16 protein-coding genes and 1 pseudogene are annotated in these 21,087 nt (G+C 69.0%); 5 read left to right on the forward strand and 12 right to left on the reverse strand.

The window, feature by feature from the left end:
• The 8 genes and pseudogenes from Aple_RS53670 to Aple_RS31370 all read right to left on the reverse strand — a co-directional run.
• Nucleotides 1–387 (reverse strand): annotated as a pseudogene (locus Aple_RS53670) (DNA-3-methyladenine glycosylase 2 family protein); the annotation flags it as partial.
• A gap of 4 nt (nucleotides 388–391) precedes the next feature.
• Complete coding sequence (gene manB, locus Aple_RS31340) at nucleotides 392–1,489, reverse strand: mannose-1-phosphate guanylyltransferase (RefSeq protein WP_246264904.1); 1,098 nt, start codon at nucleotides 1,487–1,489, stop codon at nucleotides 392–394.
• Between the two features lie 15 nt (nucleotides 1,490–1,504).
• On the reverse strand, nucleotides 1,505–2,644 hold the full coding sequence (locus tag Aple_RS31345; protein ID WP_155348321.1) for a glycosyltransferase family 4 protein: 1,140 nt from the start codon (nucleotides 2,642–2,644) through the stop codon (nucleotides 1,505–1,507).
• Nucleotides 2,645–2,865: 221 nt separating this feature from the next.
• A complete protein-coding gene (locus Aple_RS31350) occupies nucleotides 2,866–3,795 on the reverse strand; it encodes a lysylphosphatidylglycerol synthase domain-containing protein (RefSeq protein ID WP_155348322.1) in 930 nt (309 codons plus the stop codon).
• Nucleotides 3,796–3,813: 18 nt separating this feature from the next.
• On the reverse strand, nucleotides 3,814–4,656 hold the full coding sequence (locus Aple_RS31355) for a class I SAM-dependent methyltransferase (protein WP_246264905.1): 843 nt from the start codon (nucleotides 4,654–4,656) through the stop codon (nucleotides 3,814–3,816).
• Nucleotides 4,657–4,712: 56 nt separating this feature from the next.
• The gene (locus tag Aple_RS31360; RefSeq protein ID WP_155348323.1) at nucleotides 4,713–5,786 is read right to left on the reverse strand and encodes a glycosyltransferase family 4 protein; all 1,074 of its coding nucleotides are present in this window, start codon (nucleotides 5,784–5,786) and stop codon (nucleotides 4,713–4,715) included.
• Entirely contained in the window at nucleotides 5,783–6,700 is a 918-nt protein-coding gene (locus tag Aple_RS31365) for a glycosyltransferase family 2 protein (protein ID WP_155348348.1), read from the reverse strand. Before Aple_RS31365 ends, Aple_RS31360 begins: the two co-directional genes overlap by 4 nt.
• Nucleotides 6,701–6,826: 126 nt before the next feature.
• A complete protein-coding gene (locus tag Aple_RS31370) occupies nucleotides 6,827–8,890 on the reverse strand; it encodes a hypothetical protein (protein ID WP_246264906.1) in 2,064 nt (687 codons plus the stop codon).
• Nucleotides 8,891–9,448: 558 nt separating this feature from the next.
• On the opposite strand from Aple_RS31370, the gene Aple_RS31375 reads away from it, so the two are divergent.
• From Aple_RS31375 to Aple_RS31395, 5 genes are all read left to right on the forward strand, one after another.
• On the forward strand, nucleotides 9,449–10,627 hold the full coding sequence (locus Aple_RS31375; protein ID WP_246264907.1) for a glycosyltransferase family protein: 1,179 nt from the start codon (nucleotides 9,449–9,451) through the stop codon (nucleotides 10,625–10,627).
• 268 nt (nucleotides 10,628–10,895) lie between these two features.
• Nucleotides 10,896–13,079, forward strand: coding sequence for an LCP family protein (locus tag Aple_RS54815; RefSeq protein ID WP_246264908.1), 2,184 nt, complete (start codon nucleotides 10,896–10,898; stop codon nucleotides 13,077–13,079).
• A gap of 243 nt (nucleotides 13,080–13,322) precedes the next feature.
• The gene (locus tag Aple_RS55715; RefSeq protein ID WP_155348325.1) at nucleotides 13,323–15,395 is read left to right on the forward strand and encodes an acyltransferase family protein; all 2,073 of its coding nucleotides are present in this window, start codon (nucleotides 13,323–13,325) and stop codon (nucleotides 15,393–15,395) included.
• A 60-nt stretch (nucleotides 15,396–15,455) separates the two neighbouring features.
• Nucleotides 15,456–16,541 (forward strand): glycosyltransferase family 4 protein, encoded by a 1,086-nt coding sequence (locus Aple_RS31390; protein WP_155348326.1) that lies wholly within the window; start codon nucleotides 15,456–15,458, stop codon nucleotides 16,539–16,541.
• Between the two features lie 43 nt (nucleotides 16,542–16,584).
• Nucleotides 16,585–17,313, forward strand: a complete 729-nt coding sequence (locus Aple_RS31395) for an acetoacetate decarboxylase family protein (RefSeq protein WP_155348327.1) — start codon at nucleotides 16,585–16,587, stop codon at nucleotides 17,311–17,313.
• Nucleotides 17,314–17,322: 9 nt separating this feature from the next.
• On the opposite strand, the gene Aple_RS31400 is transcribed toward Aple_RS31395, so the two are convergent.
• The 4 genes from Aple_RS31400 to Aple_RS31415 form a co-directional block, all read right to left on the reverse strand.
• Entirely contained in the window at nucleotides 17,323–18,204 is an 882-nt protein-coding gene (locus tag Aple_RS31400; protein WP_155348328.1) for a glycosyltransferase family 2 protein, read from the reverse strand.
• A gap of 159 nt (nucleotides 18,205–18,363) precedes the next feature.
• Nucleotides 18,364–19,122, reverse strand: a complete 759-nt coding sequence (locus Aple_RS31405) for a CDP-alcohol phosphatidyltransferase family protein (protein ID WP_155348329.1) — start codon at nucleotides 19,120–19,122, stop codon at nucleotides 18,364–18,366.
• Nucleotides 19,100–20,140 (reverse strand): iron-containing alcohol dehydrogenase family protein, encoded by a 1,041-nt coding sequence (locus Aple_RS31410; RefSeq protein WP_155348351.1) that lies wholly within the window; start codon nucleotides 20,138–20,140, stop codon nucleotides 19,100–19,102. Before Aple_RS31410 ends, Aple_RS31405 begins: the two co-directional genes overlap by 23 nt.
• Nucleotides 20,141–20,262: 122 nt before the next feature.
• The gene (locus tag Aple_RS31415; protein ID WP_155348330.1) at nucleotides 20,263–20,994 is read right to left on the reverse strand and encodes a phosphocholine cytidylyltransferase family protein; all 732 of its coding nucleotides are present in this window, start codon (nucleotides 20,992–20,994) and stop codon (nucleotides 20,263–20,265) included.
• Between the last annotated feature and the right edge of the window lie 93 nt (nucleotides 20,995–21,087).

The following is a 21,087-nucleotide window of genomic DNA, read 5'->3' on the forward strand; positions in this document are numbered from 1 at the left end:
CCGCCCCGACCGCCCGATCCGCAACCCCGCATGCCGCGCGGCCAACTCCCCCACAAACGCCGACCTCGCCCGAACCGACCCATCCCCCGACCCCGCAGCCCCCCGAACCAACTCCCCAAACCCCGAAATATCATCAGAAGCCCCCAACAACTCCGGAAGCGTCTCCACCAACCACTCCGCCCCCGCCCCCCAGGCAGCCGCATACACCTGCCCCCCGCGACAGGCCACCCGCAACGTCCCCGTCCCCACCGGAGTCCGGCAGGCCCGCCAGGTAGCCCCATCCGCCGTACGCCGCCACGCCGGATCCCCACCCCCATGCGGATGCGGCGACAACGTCAACCGCAGATCAAGCGCCCCTTCCGGCCGCCAGACCCGCTCAACAGACATGGCGCTACGCATCACTCGAAAAACGGATAGAGGCCTCGGGGAGGGCGACGCCGGGCCAGATTCGGGCGCCGGAGGTGAGTTCGTTGTTGGGGCCGATGGTGGCGGTGGCACCGATGACGGTGTCGCGGAGGATGGTGCCCTGGGCGATGGTGGCGCCGGGGCCGATGACGGAGTTCATGATGGTGACGCCGGGGGCGATGGTGGCCTCGTCGGCGATGACGCTGGCGCGGATCAGGGCGCCGGCGCCGATGGTGGCGTGGGAGCCGATCACGGTGCCGCCGGTGATCTTGGCCTCGGGGGAGACGGTGGCGCCGGGGAGGAGGAGGGATTCGCCGGGCGGGCCGGGAAGGGCGGGCGATGGGAGGATGCCGCGGACCAGATCGCAGGAGCCCTGCACGTAGGCGGCGGGGGTGCCCACGTCGAGCCAGTAGGTGGAGTCGGCGAAGCCGAGGACGCGGTCGCCCGAGTCTATGAGGGTGGGGAAGGTCTCGCGTTCCACCGAGACGACCTGGTCCGGAGGGATGGAGTCGATCACCGAGCGGCGGAACACGTAGCAGCCCGCGTTGATGCGGTTGGTGACCGGATTCGGGGTCTTCTCCAGGAACGCCAGGACGCGGCCGTCCTCGTCGATGGGCACGCAGCCGAACGCGGCCGCGTCCTCCACCTCGGTCAGGTGCAGGGTGACGGCGGCGTCGCCGGACAGGTGCATGTCGACCTGGGCGGTGATGTCGTGCCCGGACAGGATGTCGCCGTTGAGCACGAGCACCGGCGCGTCCGGCGGGCAGGTCAGCGCGCGCGCCGCGTTCCGGATGGCTCCCCCGGTCCCGAGCGGCGTGTCCTCGCAGACGTACTCGATCTCCAGGCCGAAGGCCGAGCCGTCACCGAACGCGTCCGCGAACATCGACGCCTTGTACGAGGTGGCGAACACGATCCGCCGCACGCCGAACGCCGAGGCGCGGGCCAGCTGGTGGGCGAGGAACGGCACGCCCGCCGTGGGCAGCAGCGGCTTCGGCGTGAACAGCGTCAAAGGCCGCAGCCGGGTGCCCTGCCCGCCGACCAGCAGGATCGCCTCAAGAGGCGCGAGCAAAGAACTGTCCGTCACACGGGTGAGGTTAGCTCAACGCTCCAGTGCCCGGTGGTATGACACTAGATGAGCCTCCGCCGAGGCCGCCCAGGTGAACTCCCGTGACCGGGCGGCGCCCGCCTCGCCGAGAGCGGCCCTGCGCTCGGGCGAGTCGAGCAGGGCGCGCAGCGCGACTCCGATGCTGGTCGCGTCCGGCTCGGTGTAGGCGACGGCGTCCCCGCCGACCTCGGGCAGCGAGGTCCGCCGCGTGGTCAGCACGGCCGCGCCACAGGCCATCGCCTCCAGCACCGGCATGCCGAACCCCTCCACCCGCGACGGGAAAGCCGCCACCAGCGCGCCGCCGTAGAACCCGGCGAGATCGGAGAACGGCAGGTAGCCGGTCCGCACCACCCGGACCCCGGCCGGCAGTTCACGCACCGCCTCGTCCACTTCGGCGTCGCCCCCCGACGCTTCGATCAGCCCCCCGGCCAGCACCAGCGCGGGCGGCTCCGCCAGATCCTGTACGGCTTGCGCGAACCCCCTGACCAGATTCGGCACGTTCTTCCGCGGCGCCAAAGTCCCCAGCGACGCGACATATGGATACCCGTGCAAGCCCAGCCGCTCCGACACCCGCCGCACCTCGGTCTCGCTCGGCCGGTGGAACAGCGCGGGATCGACCCCGTGATACGCCACGTCGATACGGGTCGGATCCGCCCCCAGCACCCGGATCAGCTCATCCCTGGTCGCCTTCGACGGCACGATCACCCGACTCGCGCCACGCACCGCCGTACGGGTCGCGGAGCGGAGATAGGACGCCTTCGCGAGCCCTTGGCATTCGGGTTCGGTGAACCAGGTCACGTCATGTACGGTCACCACGCTCGGCAGCCCGGCCCCGATCGGAATCGAGTACGACGGAGAGTGGATCACCTGTGCCCCGGCCTGCTGCGCGAGCACCGGCATGCCGGTCTGCTCCCAGACCAGCCGCGCGCCCCGGTTGGTGATGGCGGGCGGCCCCGGCAGGATCTTCGCGGAGGGCGCCATGCGCCGGTACCGCTCGGCGTCGGCTCGCTGGCACACCACGGCGAGATCGGCGCCGGCCTGGTGCAGCGCGGCGAGCAGTCCGTCAACGTATCGGATTAAAGCGCCGCGGTCGGCGGGGACGGCCGCCGCGTCGACGAGCACACGGGGTTTCACGAAGGATCGCTCCCCTCACCGCGAGCCGCCCGGACCCTCGAACCGGACGCGAGCGCGTTTGTCGCAATTGCGGTGGGAGATCCCCGCGACAGCCGGGTGGAACCGCCTTGTGGGCGCTGCCCGATCCCCCTTCGCCCTTCCGGCTTCAACTCTATGGCCCGGTTACTCGATACGTGAGCGAAATCACATAGCCAGATACCGCCCAGATACGGATTCCGTGGCTATTCCACGGATTTATCGGCGTTTGCGCTGATCGGGTGGCGATTTCGGGCGGCCCATCCGGCGGTGGCGGCGCACACCAGATCGCCCAGGGAGATGATCATCCGGGAGACCAGGGCGGCGGCGATGGCCGAGCCCCGGTCGAGCACGGGAGCGAGCGCGGCGATCATGGCGATCTCCCGTACGCCCGCGCCCGCCGGGGCGATGACGAACAGGAAGCCGAGGCTCCAGGCCAGGGCGAACGCGCCGAGGCTGAGGATCGCGGCGCGTGGTCCTGTCGCGCCCAGGCCGTACCCGATCAGGGCCAGGTGCACGCCGTACGCGGCCCAGCCGGCGAAGGCCCAGCCGGCCGAGGTGAGCACGCCGCGGCGGCTGAGCGGGCGTTCCATGGGCGGTCTGCGGAGCAGTCGCAGGCCGAGGCCGAGGGCGCCGTTCACCACCGCCGGGTGGAGCCCGGCGATCAGAACGGGGAGCAGGAGGAGCAGCCAGGCGTACTCGGAGACGGATTCGCCAGCGAACGCGGGCAGGGTGGCGGCGGCCACGAAGAGCCCGCTCGCCAGATAAATCGGATATGTCAGGAAGAAGGCGGCGGCGCTGCGCTCGCGGGGGACGCCGTGGTCGCGGCCCATCTCCATCTGCGCCAGCATCGGCCAGAGCGATCCGGGGATGTACTTGCCGAGCTGCCCGACAAAGAGGATCTTCGCGGCGTCGGTGATGCGAAGCGGCGAGCCCAGGTCGGCCAGGAGCGCGCGCCACATCAGCATGCCCGCGAACAGCGCCCCGAGAACGGCGACGAACGACGCCGCCAGCACGCCCCAGGACAGGCGCGCCAGCCCGGCGGCCACCTGATCCCATTGCGAGGCGACGGCCCAGATGCCGAAGCCGAGCGCGACCAGCAGGAACCCGACCCGAACCAGGCTGCGAACTTTCACTGGACTCTCACTGGACGCTCACCGGGGACGAACCAGCTCCGGCGGCTGCGGCAGCGCGGGACCGAGCGGTCGCCGCGCCGTCTTGGTGGCCACCCACAGATACGTCGGGACAATCGGGAGAAGCCCCGCCAGAACCGGACGCGGCGTCTTCTCCAGCGTGGCTTTGGCGACCCGCCCGACCGTCCCCGGAAACAACTCGCCCCCGGCGAACCGCTCCGGCGAAGCCAGCACGGGAAAGGTGTAATCCCAGATGTGGAAATCTCGCAACATGCGCCGCAGCCCGCCCCGGGTCCGGAACCGCTCGTAGTAATGGTCGGCCCGGCCGAAGGCTCGCACATACCGATCGGCGGGTCCGGGCGGCAGGTACGACAGGAACGGCAGCTTGTAGTGCGGCTCCATGATCCCCAGCCGGTTGCCCAGCCCCAGGTAGAGCACGCCGTCATCGGCCAGCACCCGGTGCATGTCCCGGATCACCGCATCAGGATCCACGACATGCTCATAAATATGGTTGAAGACCAGCACATCCACGGACCCGTCCGGGAACGGCAGCGCGCCCCCGTCCGCGCACACGAACGCGACCCGCTTCCCGAACCGTTCGGACGCCTTGCGCAGCCCCGGCACGTCGATGTCGATCCCGAACGTGTGCCGCGCGCCCGCCTCGGCCAGCTCATCGGCGATGAACCCGGCGGAACACCCGACATCTCCCACAGTCAGCCCGGCCAGCGGCGCATCCCCCGGCCGCCCGAGAAAATGCCCGAGCACCGCGATGATCTTGGCGGCCTTCCGCCGCCGCTTCGCCTCATCCAGCATCGCCGACTGGAACTCGGAGTACTCCAGCTGCGCGGCGCGTTCCCTGCCCACGGGCCCCCACTCCTAAGCCGATCGACTGCGGACCAACAGTACCGGCGACCAGACCTCTACTTGGCGAGAAGCGCGGAGAGGTACCCCGCCCAGTAAGGCTCGGGATCGACGGCCTTGACCCCGGCACGCAGCCGCTCCGGCGTGCCCGGCGCGTAGAAACGCCCAAGCGCGTCCACCAACGCGTCCACCGACCCTGGCTCGACCAGCAGCCCGTCCACGTCATCGGTCACATTGTCGGGAAGCGCCCCTACCCGGGTGGCGATGACCGGAACACCATGCTCATGCCCCAGCCACACGTTCTGCGACGCCGTGGCCGACCGGTAGGGCAACACCAGCGCATCCACCCGGCCGAACAACTCCGGCACATCCGATTCGGCCACGTATCCCGGCCGCAGCTCGACCCGATCCTCCAGCCCCAACTCGCTGACCAGCGCGCGGGTCGTGTCCTCCCCGCCCCAGAACTCCCCCGCCACCGTGAGCGCGACGCCCGGCGTCCTGGCCAGCGCCCGGAGCAGCAGATCCAGCCCCTTGTACGGTCTGACGATCCCGAAGAACAAAACCCGCCGGAAAGGCTGGGTAACGGCGGCTTTCGCGGCCGACCCGACCGGCAGATGCGGCGCCATCACGGCCACCCGCACCGGCTTGCCGGTCAATCCGCGCGCCAACTCCGCCTGCTGCTCGGAGTGTGTGAGCACCGAGTCCACGCGACGTAGCAACGCCTGGACCAAGGGGCGGTCGTAGGGCTTGCTCTCGTGGGGGAGCACGTTGTGGCAGAGGGCTATGACCCGGGTGCGGCGGCGCAAGCCGTACAGGATGCCGAGATAGGGCGGCACCTGCACCGGGCTGAGCAGCACGAGGATGACCAGATCGACGTCACGTAGCACCCTGCCCTTACGGATCCAGCCGTCCGGGCGGCGCCAGTCCAGGACGCGGTTGGTGTCCGGGAACGGTTCGCCCTCGGGCACGTCGATCGTCTGCTGCCCGGGATAAAGGAACGACGGATACTGCGCCTTCCACGACTCCAGGACCACATCGTGCCCGGCCGCGCGCAGACGTCGCGCCAATTCGGTGGTGTGCTGAGCCCCGCCCCCTTTGTACGGATACGTGGGCCCAACGATCGCGATCCTCATTCGCCCCGGGACCTCACGATGAGGTCCGCCAGCAGCGCCACCGACCCGATGAGCATGCCGGACAGGAAGATCACGATCGTGTTACTGGTCAGGTAGAAGCCGTAGCGGACCACGTCGTACACGCCCTTGACCCCGCCGATCGCGACCAGCCAGAGCGCGGGCGGCATGAGCACCTTGAGCGGATTGAAATACATGATCATCCGCAGCACCTGCAGGATGTAGCGGTAGGCGTCGGAGAAGAAGCTGAACTTCGACTTCCCGGCCCGCTTCGCGTAGTCGATCGGCAGATAGTACACATCGTGCTGGTTCGACAGGAACGCCAGCGTGATCGTGGTCACGCACGAGAACCCCGGCGGCAACAGCCGCAGGTACGGCTTGGCGACCGACTTGCGGAACGCCCGCAGCCCCGAGTTGAGGTCGGGGATCTTCTGCCCGGCCAGCCGCTCGGCCACCTTCCTGATGACCCACTTGGCGGGCACCCGCAGCAGCTTGTGCGACCCTTCCTCCGAGGTCCGCGCCCCGACGACCTGGTCCACCGTCTGATCCTTCTCCAGGATCTGGACCAGCTCGGGAATGCGCTCGTTCGGGTAGGTCATGTCCGCGTCGGTCCACACGACGATCTCGCCGCGCGCCTCCTGCGACCCGATCCGCCGGACCGTACCGGAGCCGCCGTTGCGATGGAACGCCTTGATCCGCATGTTCGGGAACCGGGGCGCCGCCTCGTGCAGGCGCGCCAGCGTCTCGTCCTTCGAGCAGTCGTCCACGGCAAGCAGCTCGTAGCTGTACCCACTCGCGTCCATGGCCGCGCAGATGCGCTCGACCTCGTCGATGACATGATCCTGCTCGTTGTAACAGGGCAGGACGATCGTCACGTAGGGGGTGGCTTCCACAGCGCTTCCACTCTCAGGGGACATGCTCACGTCGGACGAGGGTACGCGAGAAGAGGGTACTCTGCCCCGGCGTCCGACGATCCCACATCAGTTATCCGGGACTACGGGGCTAGGCCACTGGTCGAGCTATCGGGATCACCCCGATCTCGGTCAAACCGGGATGGACATCCAGACGTTCGCGTTGAGGGTCCAGGTGCCGTTAGGGGGGCTGGTTAGGGAGCGTTCGTCCTGGCGGGTGCGCAAGGTCAGCACGTGGGCGGGTGGGCCGTAAGGCGTTAGTTGGGAGGGTTCCGCTGCCAGGAGGACTGGGGTGCGGCCGGTTGTGCGGATGGCGGCGATCAGGCGGTGGACGTCGGTTTCGTCGGGGATGTCACCAAAGATCTCGGCGGGGATGCCAGTCAGTGTTTTGACTCGGGCCGTCGGGTGGCCGCATTGGCCGCGGATCACTTGGGTGAAGCGGTCGCCGGTGACGCGTTCCACGATCAGGACCGCGGAATTGGCGGGGATCGCCTGGCAGAGGCCCGCGACGGCGGTGGATTCGCCGCGTTCGATGGGGGTGAAGGCGGTGCCGAATGAGGTGATGGCAGCGGGAGCCAGGATCAGGGTCATTCCGGCAGCGAGAAGGAGGCGGGAGAAGCGAGAGTCGTGCCCGTAGCCGGAGCGGCGGGCGCGGTCGCGGAGCCAGCGCAGGCCCCAGACGGCGAGCAGGATCAGGCCGGGGAGCACGATCGGCACCAGACGGCGGGACGCGAACGGGTGGTCGGGGGTGATCCCGGGGCGGAAGAGCGTGGTCACCGCCGTCCAGCCGATGATCGCCAGCGGCAGCAGCCAGACGAAGCCGCCTCCTCGGGCCAGCCGCCGGACATGTACGGCAAACGCCAGCGTCGCCAGCACGACCACGGGCACCCCGACATACCAGATCACCCAATAAAGGGATTCCTCGTAATACAGCCGGGTGCGGTCGATGGGCAGGCCGTTGGCGGCTTGGGTGGCCTCGATGAACCTGGCGGTGAGCTCATCCTCGGGAGTGGTGGGATCGCGCCGCACGGTCTGCACCCAGGGCCGGATCGCGAGCGCGAACACGACCAGCCCGACCAGCGCGGCCGCGATCTCGGGCACGCGCTTGATCGGCCGCCATCGGATCCGTGGCGCGACGGCGGCCCCGGCCACGGTCAGCACGACGACGACCGCGCAGATCGCCAGCAACGGCACCAGCGAGTCGGACAGATATTCCAGATACGGACGAGCAAGCACGTATCCCGCGACGAACCCGCAACCGCTGCCGATCCCGAGCCCGACCAGCAGCGGAACGCCAAGCCGCCCATCCGGAAATATCCGTTTATCTGAGGCCCGGGAGACTCGATCGAGCGCGATGAGCAATCCCCCGTAGCCAAGCACCGGCAGCACGTCACGAAGCCCGTCGATCCGGACCAGCAGCGCCAGACCGAAGGCCAACCCCGCCAGCAACGCGCTGCGCATCGCCCCGACCGGCTGATCCGCACGGCTGGCCGGAAGATACCCCACCCCCGTGAGCCCGCTCCGCACCCGAAACCGGGCGTCCAGCATCAACGCGATCCCGCCGAACAGCAGGATCAGCGACGGAATCTCACTGAACGTCGTCCGCGAGGTGTACAGGATCGGCAGGCACACCGCGAAGGTCAACGCCGCGAGCGGCGCCCACCGCGCCCCCACCAGCCGGGCGACCACCCCCGCGAACACCAGCACCGCGAACGCCCCCAGCACAGGCGGCGCCAGAAACAGCCCGCCGAGCCACTCCCCCACGGCGTGCAGGATCGGCGCACCCGGCATGAACTGCGGCACCACCACCCCGTCCTGCGCGAAGAACCCCATGCTGTCGAACCGCAACGCCGGATCAGGCCCCCCGAACGCGGCGACATCCTCCGGAATCGGCACCCGCCCATGCCCCGCCAGCCAGATCGCATACTGCGCATAACTCGCCGGATCCCGCCGGACAATCAGCTGCTCACTGTGAAAGACCGCGTTAAAGACCCCCGACCCCACCGCAACAGCGAAGACCGCCCCCACCTGGGCCCCCGTGGCCGCCACCGTCTCCGGCAACCCCCGCACCCCGTACCAGACAACCAACGCCGCGAGCGCGACCCCCCCAACCGCCATCGCCCCCGGCGAGAACCACCCCGCCAACACCAGCGGCAACCCCGCCAGCAACCACCCCGCCACCCCGAGCACAGGCACAACCGACCCAACGGCAAGCACCCTGCCCGCCGACGGCCACCACGAACGATCAACCCCGAACCTACGAATAACGCGAGCGTAGCGGCCCCCTCCGACATCCGCAGACGTCCAGCAGGGGCGCTCCAAATGATGAGGTCGTGTGGTGCCTTCTCAACATCGCCGACGCCCACCAGAGTGCGCCGGATGGCGGGGATGGGTGTGCCCTCTCAACGCTCGCGGGGGTGCGCCAGATGACGAGGGCGGGCGGTGTCGTCCGCCGTTCGCCGACGTCCGTCCGGCAAGCGCCGACCGGTAGCGTGATCGGGCAGTCCATCGAGGGGCGTGAGCGTGGCAACGCAGGCTGAACCCGTCGCCGGGGTCGAGTTCGCTCGTGGCCGGGCGGTTTTGCCGTGGGTTCGGCGGCATCGGGGGTTTGTCGCGGTTGCTGGGGTTGGGGTGGTGCTGCGGCTGGGGGTGATGCTGGGGTATCGGCCTGCGTTGTGGTTTCCGGATTCGTATAGCTATGTCGTGACGGCGATGCGGCCGCGGCCGGATTTGGTGAGGCCGGCGGGGTATTCGATGTTCTTGCGGCTGTTCGAGCCGTTTCACAGTTTTGCGGTGGTGGCGTTCGTCCAGCATGTGCTTGGTGTGGCTACCGCTGTGCTGGTTTATGTCGTGGTGCGGCGGTGGAAGCCGTGGGTGGGGGTGCTGGCCGCCGCGCCGGTGTTGCTGGATGCGTACCAGATCGAGTTGGAACATCTGCTCGTATCGGACACGCTCTTCATGTTCCTGATCGCGCTGGCGGTCTGGCTGGGGATTGGCCCGCTCGGCTGGCGGCGGGCGCTGATCATCGGGGTGGTTCTGGCCGCCGCAACCCTCACCCGCACGATCGGTCTCCCGCTGATCGCCGTGTTCGGTTTCTTCCTTTTCCGGTATGGCGGGCTCAAATCGGTCGCGATCATGCTCGCAGGCGCTCTCCTGCCGATCGCGGCGTACGCGGGCTGGTTCTACGCCACCTACCACCGCACCGGCCTGGTGGGCTCCAACGGCGTGTTCCTGTACGTCCGGACGATGACATTCGCGGATTGCGCGGTGATGCGCCCACCACCGGACGTCGCGGTGCTCTGTGACCCGAGGCCGCCGGGCGAACGGCCGCCACCCCAGTTCTACGCCTGGGACCCGGAGTCACCCCTGGTCAAACTGCCGGGGATCACCTTCTCCCAGGAGACCGACGCCCTCGCCCAGCGGTTCGCCCTGCTGGCGATCAAGAGCCAGCCCGCCGAGTACGCCTCCTCACTCGTGGCCGAGCTAAGCAGAACCTTCGTCCTCGGCCGCCCGATATATCCGGACCCTGAGGTCTACGCCCACTACGAGTTCCCGGCCCGCACCCCACCTCCTCCGCAGCGCTACGTCGCCACCGTCGGCGCGGACCTCGCCGAGGAGTACGAGCGAGGCCCCATCGCCACCCAGGTCATCGACCCCTACGCCCCCTGGATCCGCGCATACCAGGACGTCGCCGCCCTACCGGGTACCCTCGTGCTGATCATCCTGCTGATCCCGCCGATCGCCGCGGCCACCCGGCTCCGGCGCCAACCCACCGACAGCCGCTGGGGACTCCCCTGGACCCTCGCCTGGGCCCTCCTCGTCGTCCCCGTGGCGACGGCGGTCTTCGACTACCGATATGTCCTACCCGCCGTCCCACTCGCCTGCATGGCCGCCGCCCTCTCCCTGACCCCACGTCACAAGATCCGGACATAAGCCCAACCATCCCAGCTCACCTGCGAATTTCGTGAACTCCAGGTAAAGCAGACCCCAGTCGCATACCGTGAAATATCCCTGTTTGAGTATGCTGTGCGGCTAGATCACCCGGGCGAACCTTCGGGTGGGACCCCCGCGAAAACCCGAGATCGCCGCGCCGTGACCCGGTTCGGTGACCTAACCTCAAGAGCGCAATGAGCGAGCGAACCAGCAAACCGAGCCTCCGCTTCGCCCGTGCCCTCGAAGCGACGTCACGCGAGGAGACGGTATGAGCGACCACCGGCACCGCCCCTCGCACGATCCAGACCAGCCGGTCTGGGGGCAGTCAGAGACAGGCCCGCACGCCTACGGCACCGGCGACCAGCCCGTCTACGGCACCCACAGCGAGCCGACCACCTACGGCCACGGCTCCCGCCGCCGACGCCCGCAACGGGAACCGCAGTACGACCAGCAGCACGAACCGCAGTACGACCAGCAGCAGTACAACCAGCAGTACAACCAGCAGCAGCAGTACAACCCCCAGCAGTACGAGCAGCCGCCCGGTTACCAGGCGCAGCAACCGCCGTACCCGCCCGGCCCGTACCAGCAGGAGCCGTATCCGCAGCAGCAGGGATACCCGCCCGCCGGGTACCCGCAGCAGCCGCCGTACGGGCAGGAGCACTACCAGGACTACGAGCAGCAGCCCTACGACGAGCCGAGCCCGCGCGGGCGGCGGCGAGCCGCGGAGCAGGGCCCCGATCCGGACTTCGAGCAGCATCGCTGGGGCGTCGGCGACCGTTTCGACGACGATGACGACGAGGAACCGCGACGGCTGCGCTGGGGCAGGCGCAAGAAGGCCGACGACGGCTACGATCCGCTTCCCGCCACCGCGGCGGCGACCGCGGCAGCGGCTGTGGCAGCGACCCCGGCCGTGGGCTCCTCGATCGGGAGCCCGCCGGGCCCGCCCCCGAAACCCCCCGCCAAGAAGGCCAAGGGCGGCGGCGGCGGAGGAGGACTGGGCGCGCTCGGCTGGACCAGCGTGGTCCTCACCTCGCTGATGGTGCTGGGGACCCTCACCGCCTACACGCTCTTCGCCCGCACCCGCTCCAACATCGACTACGGCAAGTCCACCGACGAGCTGGACAAGAACCGCCCGGAGAACCAGACCGGCGCGATCAACGTGCTCCTGGTCGGCTCCGACACCCGGGCCGGGGACAACGCGAAGTACGGCCAGAAGGCCTCCCGCGAGGACACCACCGAGCGCACCGACACGATCATGCTCCTGCACATCACGCCCAACCGGGACGGGGCCCGCCTGATCAGCTTCCCGCGTGACTCGATGGTGCAGATCCCGGAGTGCAAGGACGCCAAGACCGGTGTGATCAAGCCCAGCCACCTCGCCCAGATCAACGAGGCGTTCAACAACGGCGGGATGATCTGCACCCGGCGCACCATCGAGGCGCTGACCGACATCCCGATAGACCATTACATCAAGGTCGACTTCACCGGCTTCAAGAACATCGTGGACGCCCTGGGCGGCATCGACATCTGCGTGCCGCAGGCCGTGGTCGACCCGAAGGCCAAGCTGAACCTCAAGGCGGGCGAGCAGACCGTGAAGGGCGAGACCGCCCTGGCCTATGTACGGGCCCGCTACCAGCTCGGCGACGGCAGCGACATCGGCCGGATCAAGCGCCAGCAGATCTTCATCTCGCAGGTGGTGAAGAAGGCCACCAGCAGCGCCATCCTGACCGACCTGGGCCGGTTGAACGCCTTCATCGACGCGGCGAGCAAGTCGGTCCAGATGGACGACCGGCTCAACACCGAACGGCTGATCGAGATCGCGAGAAGCGCCGGCAAGCTGACCGCCAAGGGCTTCAAGGCGACCACGGTGCCGTGGGAGGCGTACCCAGGGGACTCCAACCGGGTGCAGTTCAAGGAGCCGGGCGCGAAGAACCTGTTCTCCTCGATCATCACCGACACCGAGGTCGTGCCGGACAAGCCCGCCGCGTCCGCGAACCCGTCCGCGCCGGTGGACAACACTCCCAAGCCCACCGAGGCGGCCCAGGTACGGGTGCAGGTCATCAACGGCACCAACACCGCCGGCAAGGCCAAGGAGGTCGCCGACCAGCTGAGCGCGCAGGGGTTCAAGGTCACCACCCTGGGCAACGGCGTCGGCGCGGACGGCCTCGACCGGCCGACCACGACGATCAGCTACAAGGGCGCGGGCTGGGAAGGCTCGAAGCTCCTCGCCGGCGTGATGATGCACGAGATGAAGCCGGACACCAAGCCCATCAAGGGGTCGGCCGTCAACGCGTACACGGCGGCCACGCCGCCGCCGGGGGCGGACACGAAGGCCATCGGCCCGATCATCCAGCTGGTGATCGGCAAGGACTTCAAGGGCGTCAAGATCCCGCTCTCGGCGACCGAGGACGCGTCCACGGTCGACGCCGAGACCGACATTTGCCAGACCTGATATCAGGGCCGGAGGGGACCGAAATCCCTCTCCGGCCCGATGTCGCATTGATCACGTTCCCTACCTCAGGGGACATTCGACAGCGGGGCGCGGTAAAGTATGAGCTCTTGTGGACGCGTCCCGCTTCCCAGGTTCGCCTGACCTCCTGGGGCGCCTTCGCTAATGTCCGACTAGGGCGTGACTCGGATTGCTCGGGCTCACGGCCGGCCCCCCAGTCTCCGACAGATAGCTGAGCGTTTCCCCGTGAGTGAGCTCCGACACCGTCCCTCGGTTCCGGCTTCGCGACCTGACGTCGATCCTGACGTCGAAGACGCGCCAACGGGCGTGATGGGACGGATCGTCGAGGACGAACCGACCGGCGTGATCACCAGGATCACCGACGACATGTCCGCTCCCCCGGGCTTAGGCGAACCCGAACGGCAGGTGCCGCCGCCCATGCAGGGCCCCGGCGACCCGCTCCCGGTTCGCCGGCCGCGCAACCGGGGAGCTCACCAGCAGCAGCCGGGCAGCGCGCCCCAGTCATTCGACTACTTCGGCGGCGGGGAAGGCGGAACAGCCCCCCGGCAGCCCCAGCAGAACGACCCCTACGGCTACGACCCCCTTGGCCCGCAGAGCACCCAGGGAACCCACGGCGCGCAGGGAACCCACGGCACGCAGGGCGTCCAAGGAACACAGGGCATCCAGCCGGGAACCTACGACATTCACGGCGCGCAGGGCACGCAGGGAACCCACGGCATCCACGGCGCCCCGGGAAATCACGGCTTCCACGGCGCCCAGAGCGCCCAAGGAAGCCAAGGCATCTCGCAAGCCCCCACACCGGGTTTCCCCGCCCCCGCCCCCACACCGCGCGCCCCGCAGGCCGACCCCTTCGCGCCCGACCTGAACTATCCCCCCGCCCGCGCCCAGGGCCACCCGGCAGCCCCACCGCAACACCCTGGCCCCCAACACCCCGGCCCGCAACACTCCGGCCCCCAACACTCCGGCCCACAGCACCCCGGCCCCCAACACCCCGGCCCGCAGTGGCCGGAGCACCCCGGCGGCCCGGTCAGCGCGCCCGACGAGTGGAGCCCATGGCGCCGCCGCAACCCCTACGACCAGCCCGGCGCCCCGTTACCCCCCGGCTCCTTCGACCCGGCCACCGACTACGCGCGCAACCCCAACGAGCCGATCCCGCTGCCCGCCTGGGCCCAGGGCACCCAGCACCAGATCCCCACCCGGGGCACGCCGTGGTCGCAGCCACGAGCGGATTGGGAGGAGGAGCCGGAGCCGCCCGCCCCGCCGAAGAAGCAGCGGGAGCCGTACCTGGACAATGTGAAGTTCCTGCTCATCGCGACGGTGGTGGCTTCGCACTCGCTGCGCGACACGGTGGGGGACGACGCCAACCGGGCCGCGTACATCTTCTTCTTCTCCTTCCACATGCCGCTGTTCGTGATGATCAGTGGTTATCTGTCCCGGAGCTTCTGGGACTCCCGCGGCAAGGTCAACAAGCTGGTCGACACCATCCTGATCCCGTACGTGATCGTCGAGGTCGGCTACGCCGTCCTCCGCTACGCACTGGGTCAGAAATGGAGCCTCACCATCACCGACCCGGCCTGGCTGAACTGGTATCTGGTGGCGCTGCTGCTGTGGCGGCTCACCACGCCGGTGTGGAAGCGCATGCGCTACCCGCTGATAGTGGCCATCGGGGTCTACCTGTTCTCCGGCTTCTCCCAGCTGGAGCAGGACTTCAGCATGGACCGGTTCTTCGGGCTGATGCCGTTCTTCGTGCTCGGCATGGTCCTCAAGCCCGAGCACTTCGACTTCCTCAAGCGCACCTGGGTCAAGGTCCTCAGCGCCATCGTGCTCGCCGTCTGGGTGGGCTTCCTGGCGGTCTACGCGTCCCGCCTCAAACTCAGCGTCTTCTACTTCCGCTTCAGCTACCAGGACCTCAACATGACCTGGTGGTACGGCATGGGCTTCCGCCTGGCCTTCCTGGCCGGCGTGCTGGTGCTGTGCGCCGCCGTGCTGGCGCTGATCCCGCGCAAGGAGACCTGGTTCTCCGACCTGGGCGTCCGCACGCTCTACTGCTACCTGCTGCACGGCATCCCGGTCCTGATCGCCAAGGACCTGGGCTGGCTCAAACTGCCCTGGCTGGAAGGCCCGATCGGCACGCTGGCGATCATCGCGGGCGCGTTCGTGGTCGCCATCATCCTGTGCCTGCCGATCACCAGGACGCTCTTCAAGTGGCTGCTCGAACCGCGCTTCACCTGGCTCTATCGCAAACCGACCCCGCAGGTGGCCGTTCCTGACGATCAGAAGCCGGAAGTTCAGCGGTAGTTCGGCCCGGATTAACGTGACGCATCCGGATACGTCGGAACCGAGGGTCAGCCTCGCTCTATGAAGGTATGCGTCGCCACGGTCACCCGCCATCCCGAGGACGCGAGGATCATGCACCGGCAGATCCGCGCGCTGCTCGACGCCGGGCACGAGGTGACCTACGTCGCGCCGTTCACCCACTGCAACGTCACCCCGGCGCCCGAACTGCGGGCGATCGACGTGCCCCGCGCCGTCGGCCTGCACCGCGCCCGCGCCCTCAGATCCGCCCGTACGGCTCTGCGCCGCGGCGCCCGGGACGCCGACCTGCTGCTGGTGCACGACCTCGACCTGCTGCTGGCCCTGCCCCGCCACCGCCCGCCGACGGTGTGGGACGTGCACGAGGACATGGCCGCCCGGATGGACGGCCGGACCATGCCCCGCCTGATCCGGCGGCTGGAGTCCCGCGCGGAGCGGCGGCTGCACCTGATCCTGGCCGAGAAGTCCCCCCGGTTCGGGCGCGAGCACCCGGTGGTGCCCAACCACACGTACGTGCCGCACGAGGTGGCCAAACCGCCGGGCGACAACCGGATCGTCGCCCTCGGCAGGCTGTCGGAGACCCGGGGCGCGGCCGACCTGATCGAGGTGGCCCGGCTCCTGAGTCCGTACGGCATCCGCCTGGACCTGATCGGCCCGGCCGACCCGCACATCCGCCCGCTGCTGCGCGACGCCCAGCGTTCCGGGCTGCTCGACTGGTTCGGGTATGTGCCCAACAAGCACGCGCTCCGGATGACCGAAGGCGCGCTCGCGGGCCTGTCGCTGCTGCACGACGTGCCCGCCCATCGGGACTCGCTTCCGACGAAGATCGTCGAATACCTGGCGCGTGGCGTCCCGGTGATCTCCACGCCGCTGCCCCGGGCGGTCGAGACGATCAACGGCAACGGCGTCCTCGTGCCGTTCGCGGACCCTGAGTCGGTGGCGCAGGCCGTACTCGACTTGAAGGCGGATCCGGCGCGGCGCGCGGCGCTCAGCGTCGCGGGCCACGCCGACGCGCGGGCCCACTACCACTGGCCGGACCGCGCGGCCGAGTTCGTGGCGCACCTGGAGGCCTGGGCGAACGTGCCCAGCACGGTCGCCACCCACAGCGCCCGCCGCGCCGTTCCGGCCTGAGGGGGCTGTACGGCTCACGCCAACGATTGGTCTACTGGACGATATGGCAAGCCATCAGATCCAGGGCCGCCGGATCGACCTCCCGGTCGAGATCCGGGACGCGACGGCATGCGCCGCGATGTATCTCGTCCGGGCCGACGCCGCCCGTGCGGTGATCGCGTATTCGGGTCTAGACGTGACCGAGGTGCTGCCCGGCAAGGCGCTGTGCACGCTGATGTTCGCCGACTACCGGGACTCGGACCTGGACTCCTACCACGAGTTCGGGGTGGCCTTCCTGGTGCGCCCGCCGGACGCCGGGCCGCCGCCGCGGCGCTCACTCCGGGCCGGGCTGACCGATCTGCGCACCGCGGGGTCCGGGGTGTTCGTGCACTGGCTGCCGGTCGACCAGGTGTTCACGATGGCGGCCGGGCGGGAGATCTGGGGTTTCCCGAAGGAGCTGGCCGACATCGATCTGCGGCTGTCCTCGCCGTACAAGCGGTGTGTGGTGCGGCGGGACGGGCGGCTCGTGCTGGACATCCTGATCCGGCCGGGGCTGCCGGTGCCGCCGCGGCAGGTGGTGCCACTGCACGCCTACACCCAGCTGGACGGGGTGACCCGGCGCACGACCTGGACGATGAGACCGAGCGGGGTGCGGGCGCGGCCCGGCGGGGCGCTGATCCGGCTGGGCAACCATCCGATCGCCAAGGAGCTGAGCGAGCTCGGCCTGCCCAAGCACGCGCTGCTGACCGCGACCATCGCCCACCTGCGGATGAGCTTCGGGCCCGCTGTCTAGACGAACGGTCTAGACGATCGGGGGACGGCCGAGGCGGAACATGTGCCAGGCCGTCTTCCAGGTCATCGGGCGGCGCTCGCCCGCGGGTTCGCGCAGGCCCTCGGCGAAGCCGCGGAACCATGCCTTGAGCGCCATCGACGACCGCTCGCGAGCGAGCGTGAGCACCACCCAGTCGAGCAGGTAGAGCACGGCCAGCGGCCATGGCAGGTTGCGGCGGGCCAGCCAGACCCGGTTCCTGGCGTTGAGCCGGTAGAAGTCGGCGTGCCTGCTGGGCAGCACCAGCGGGTGATACATGACGGGTTCGGCGTCGTACTCGATCCGGTAGCCCTCGCCGAGCAGCCGCCAGGCCAGGTCGGTCTCCTCGTGCGCGTAGAAGAACTTCTCCGGCAGGCCGCCGACCTGCAGGTAGGCGGAGCGCCTGATCGCGCACGCGCCGCCCAGGAACGTGGTCACCGGCGAGGAGCGTTCGGGGTCGCCGGCGCGCAGCCGGGGCACGTGCCGCCGCTGCACCACCTTGCCGTCGGGGTCCATCACCCGGAAGGAGATCACCGCCAGGTCGGGTTCGGCCGCGAACCGGTCCCGGACGTGGGAGGCGACCTTGTCGCTGGCATACCACCCGTCGTCGTCGAGGAAGAGCACGACGTCGCCGGAGCACTCCTGCACGCCCCGGTTGCGGCCTTCGGGGATGCCCGCGTTGTGGCTCAGCCGGACCGTCTTGACGGTGGCCGCGGAACCCGGCGGCGGGGTGGCGGCCAGCTCGGGCACGTCCGCGCCATTGCCGATGATCACCACTTCGACATCGCCGTCGACCTGCGTGAGCGCGGACTCGACCGCCCGGTTCAGCTCGGCGACCCGGTTGCCCATGGTGAGGATGACACACGAAATCTTCATCGCGTCATCGCCCCATCACCGGGCGGTTAGCACACGATTTCATGATCACCGAGTCTGTATGGGCGGTCAAATCCGGATCTATGCCTATAGCTGCGGAATAAGGGTATCGGAACCGTCGGCGAACACCCACCAAACGGCAAGTGTCCGGTAGAGCTGGTTTCAAGCCAGCCGCCGGGACGCCAGGATGCTGACCAGGTGCAGGACCAGCTGGACACCCGCGATGATCGCGCAGGCCACCGTAAGGATTCGGGTGGCCGGAAACCACAGATCCAGCACGGCCGCGACCACCACGATGAGTGACAGCTCCACCGCCTGGATCACCCGGTGGAAGCGCAGCGCCGCCGCCGCCCGCCGGGCCATCCTGATCTTCGCGGACTGGAACTGCGCGGCCGAGGCCTCGGTCGCCGCGACCAGCCCGGACCTGGCCCTGGCCACGTCCACCAGGTCGGTCTCCGACTTGATCAGGATCGCCCCGAGCGCCGCCGCGAAGCCGAGCACGGTATACCAGTCCGGCAACGTCTCCGAGGCCCGGAAACCGAGCCCGATCAGCAGCGCCGCCTCGGCGAAGTAGTGCCCGACCCGGTCCAGGTAGACCCCGGTGATGGAGGTGCGCCCGGTCCAGCGGGCCAGCTCGCCGTCGGAGCAGTCCAGCAGCAGATACAGCTGGATCAGCAGCGCCGCCCCGATCGCCGCGGCCAGGCCCGGCAGGGCCAGCACGGCCCCGGCCAGCAGGCCGGAAAGGATCATGAGCCCGGTCACCTGGTTGGGCGAAATCCGCGTCTTGGCCAGCGCCCACGTCACGTAGATGGACAGCTTGCGCATGTAGAGCAGCCCGGCCCAGTGCTCGCCGTTGCGCCGCTCCATGGTCATCTCGGGCTGCGCCTTCGCGCGCAGTTCAGCTACGGACGGCGTCGACATAGCCCTCAACCCGATCGCGAATCTCGGCCTCGGAGAGGCGAAGGTGTTCCAGGATGGTGTAGCGGCCCGGCCGGGTGGCGGGGGCCAGCATGACGGCCTCGGTGAACTGCGCCGCGGTCAGGCCGATGTCCGCGTGGGTGATGGGCAGCCGGTGCTGCCGCAGGCAGTCGATGACCTGGGTCAGGCGCGCGTCGTCTTCCCTGAGGAAGTAGCAGAACGCGGCGCCGAGCCCGGCCAGCTCGCCGTGGTTGGACGTGCCGGGGAAAAGCTGATCCACGGCATGCAGGATCTCATGGTCTCCGCCACTCGTCGGACGGCTTGACCCGGCGATGACCATCGACATGCCAGACAGGATCAAAGCTTCGGCCAGCATCGTCAGGAAATGGTCGGACTCGATGGACACCTGCTGGCCCAGCACGGCCTCGGCCGCGGTCCTGGCCATCGACACCGCCATCCCGTCGATGGGCTCGCCGCGCTCGCTGTTGCCGAGCTGCCAGTCCTCGATCGCGGACAGGTTGCTGATCACGTCGCCGACGCCGGAGCGCACCAGCGCGGGGGGCGCGTCGTGCACGAAGTCCAGGTCCACCATGATGGCCAGCGGCATCGGCACCCCGAACGAGCCCTTGCCGCCGTCGTGCGTCAGGGACGCCACCGGGGAGCAGATCCCGTCGTGGGACAGGTTGGTGGCCACCGCCACCATCGGGATCCCGGCCAGGGACGCCGCGTACTTGGTGCAGTCGATGGTCTTGCCGCCGCCGATGCCGACGACCGCCTCGTAGCCGCCCTTGCGCAGGTCCGCGCCGAGCGAGATGGCCGCGTCGACCGAGCCGTCCGGCACCCGCAGCACCCGCGCCTCGCCGAGCGAGGGCGCGATCATCTTGGCGATCCTGTCCCCTTGGCCGGCGCCGACCGCGACCACCACCCGCCCGGACGTCGCCACCCTGCTGTCGGCCAGGAGCGGGCCGAGCTGCGCGATCGCGCCCCGGCGCACCTCCATGTGGAGTGGCGTGGGGAGCATTCTTGCCAGAATCGGCACTTGACCTCCCTAAATGTATTAATTAGAAAGTCGTGATCTGGATAGCCGCAGCGGTGAGACGTCTGATCGGCGGCTATGCGGCTGTCTATGGGACGGGTTTCTGGTTAATAAGTGCCGGCGATCGTGCGGGCTTTAGCCAGGTCGTCGTGGTTGTCGACTTCGACCCAGTCGACCTTGCCGATGGGGGCCACGTGGATGCTCTCGCCGCGCGTGACCAGCTCCTGGTAGCCGTCCTCGTAGTACAGCTGGGGGTCGCGCTCGAAGGTCGCCTGCAGCGCGTCGGCGAGCTTGGCTGCGGCGGCGGGCCTGATCAGCGTGGCGCCGATGTACTCGCCGTATGCGTCGGCCGGGTCCATCAGCTTGGTGATGCGCTTGAGGGCGCCGTCGTTGAGGGTGACCTTCATCTCCTCGTCGGCCAGCGCCTTCACGTCGTCCACGGCGAGCAGGATGTCGCTGGTATGCGGCGCGTCCAGCAGGGTGCGCTCGACCGAGACCGGATGCACGGTGTCCCCGTTGACCAGCAGCGCGCCCTTGGCGAAGTGCTCCCGCGCGCACCACAGCGAGTAGGCGTTGTTCCACTCCTCCGCCTTGTCGTTGTGCACCAGCGTCAGCCGCACCCCGTGCCGCTCCTCGAGCGCGGCCTTCCGCTCGTGTACGGCCTCCGCCCGATACCCCACGATCACCACGACATCCCGCAGCTCCACCGCCGCCAGGTTGCGCAACGCGATGTCGAGGATCGTGGTGTCCCCGTCGACCGGCACGAGCGCTTTGGGCAGCGTGTCGGTGTAGGGCCGCAGGCGTCTTCCGGCCCCGGCGGCCAGCACCATTCCCAGCAACGTGCACTCCTCACGATCTGTTCATCGCACGGTCGCGCGATGGCAAAGTCAATAACCCCACAGGTTAGTTGCCAAAGCGCCCTGATCGTGTAT

It is taken from the genome of Acrocarpospora pleiomorpha, from assembly GCF_009687885.1.
In the GTDB taxonomy this organism is placed as follows: Bacteria; Actinomycetota; Actinomycetes; order Streptosporangiales; family Streptosporangiaceae; genus Acrocarpospora; species Acrocarpospora pleiomorpha.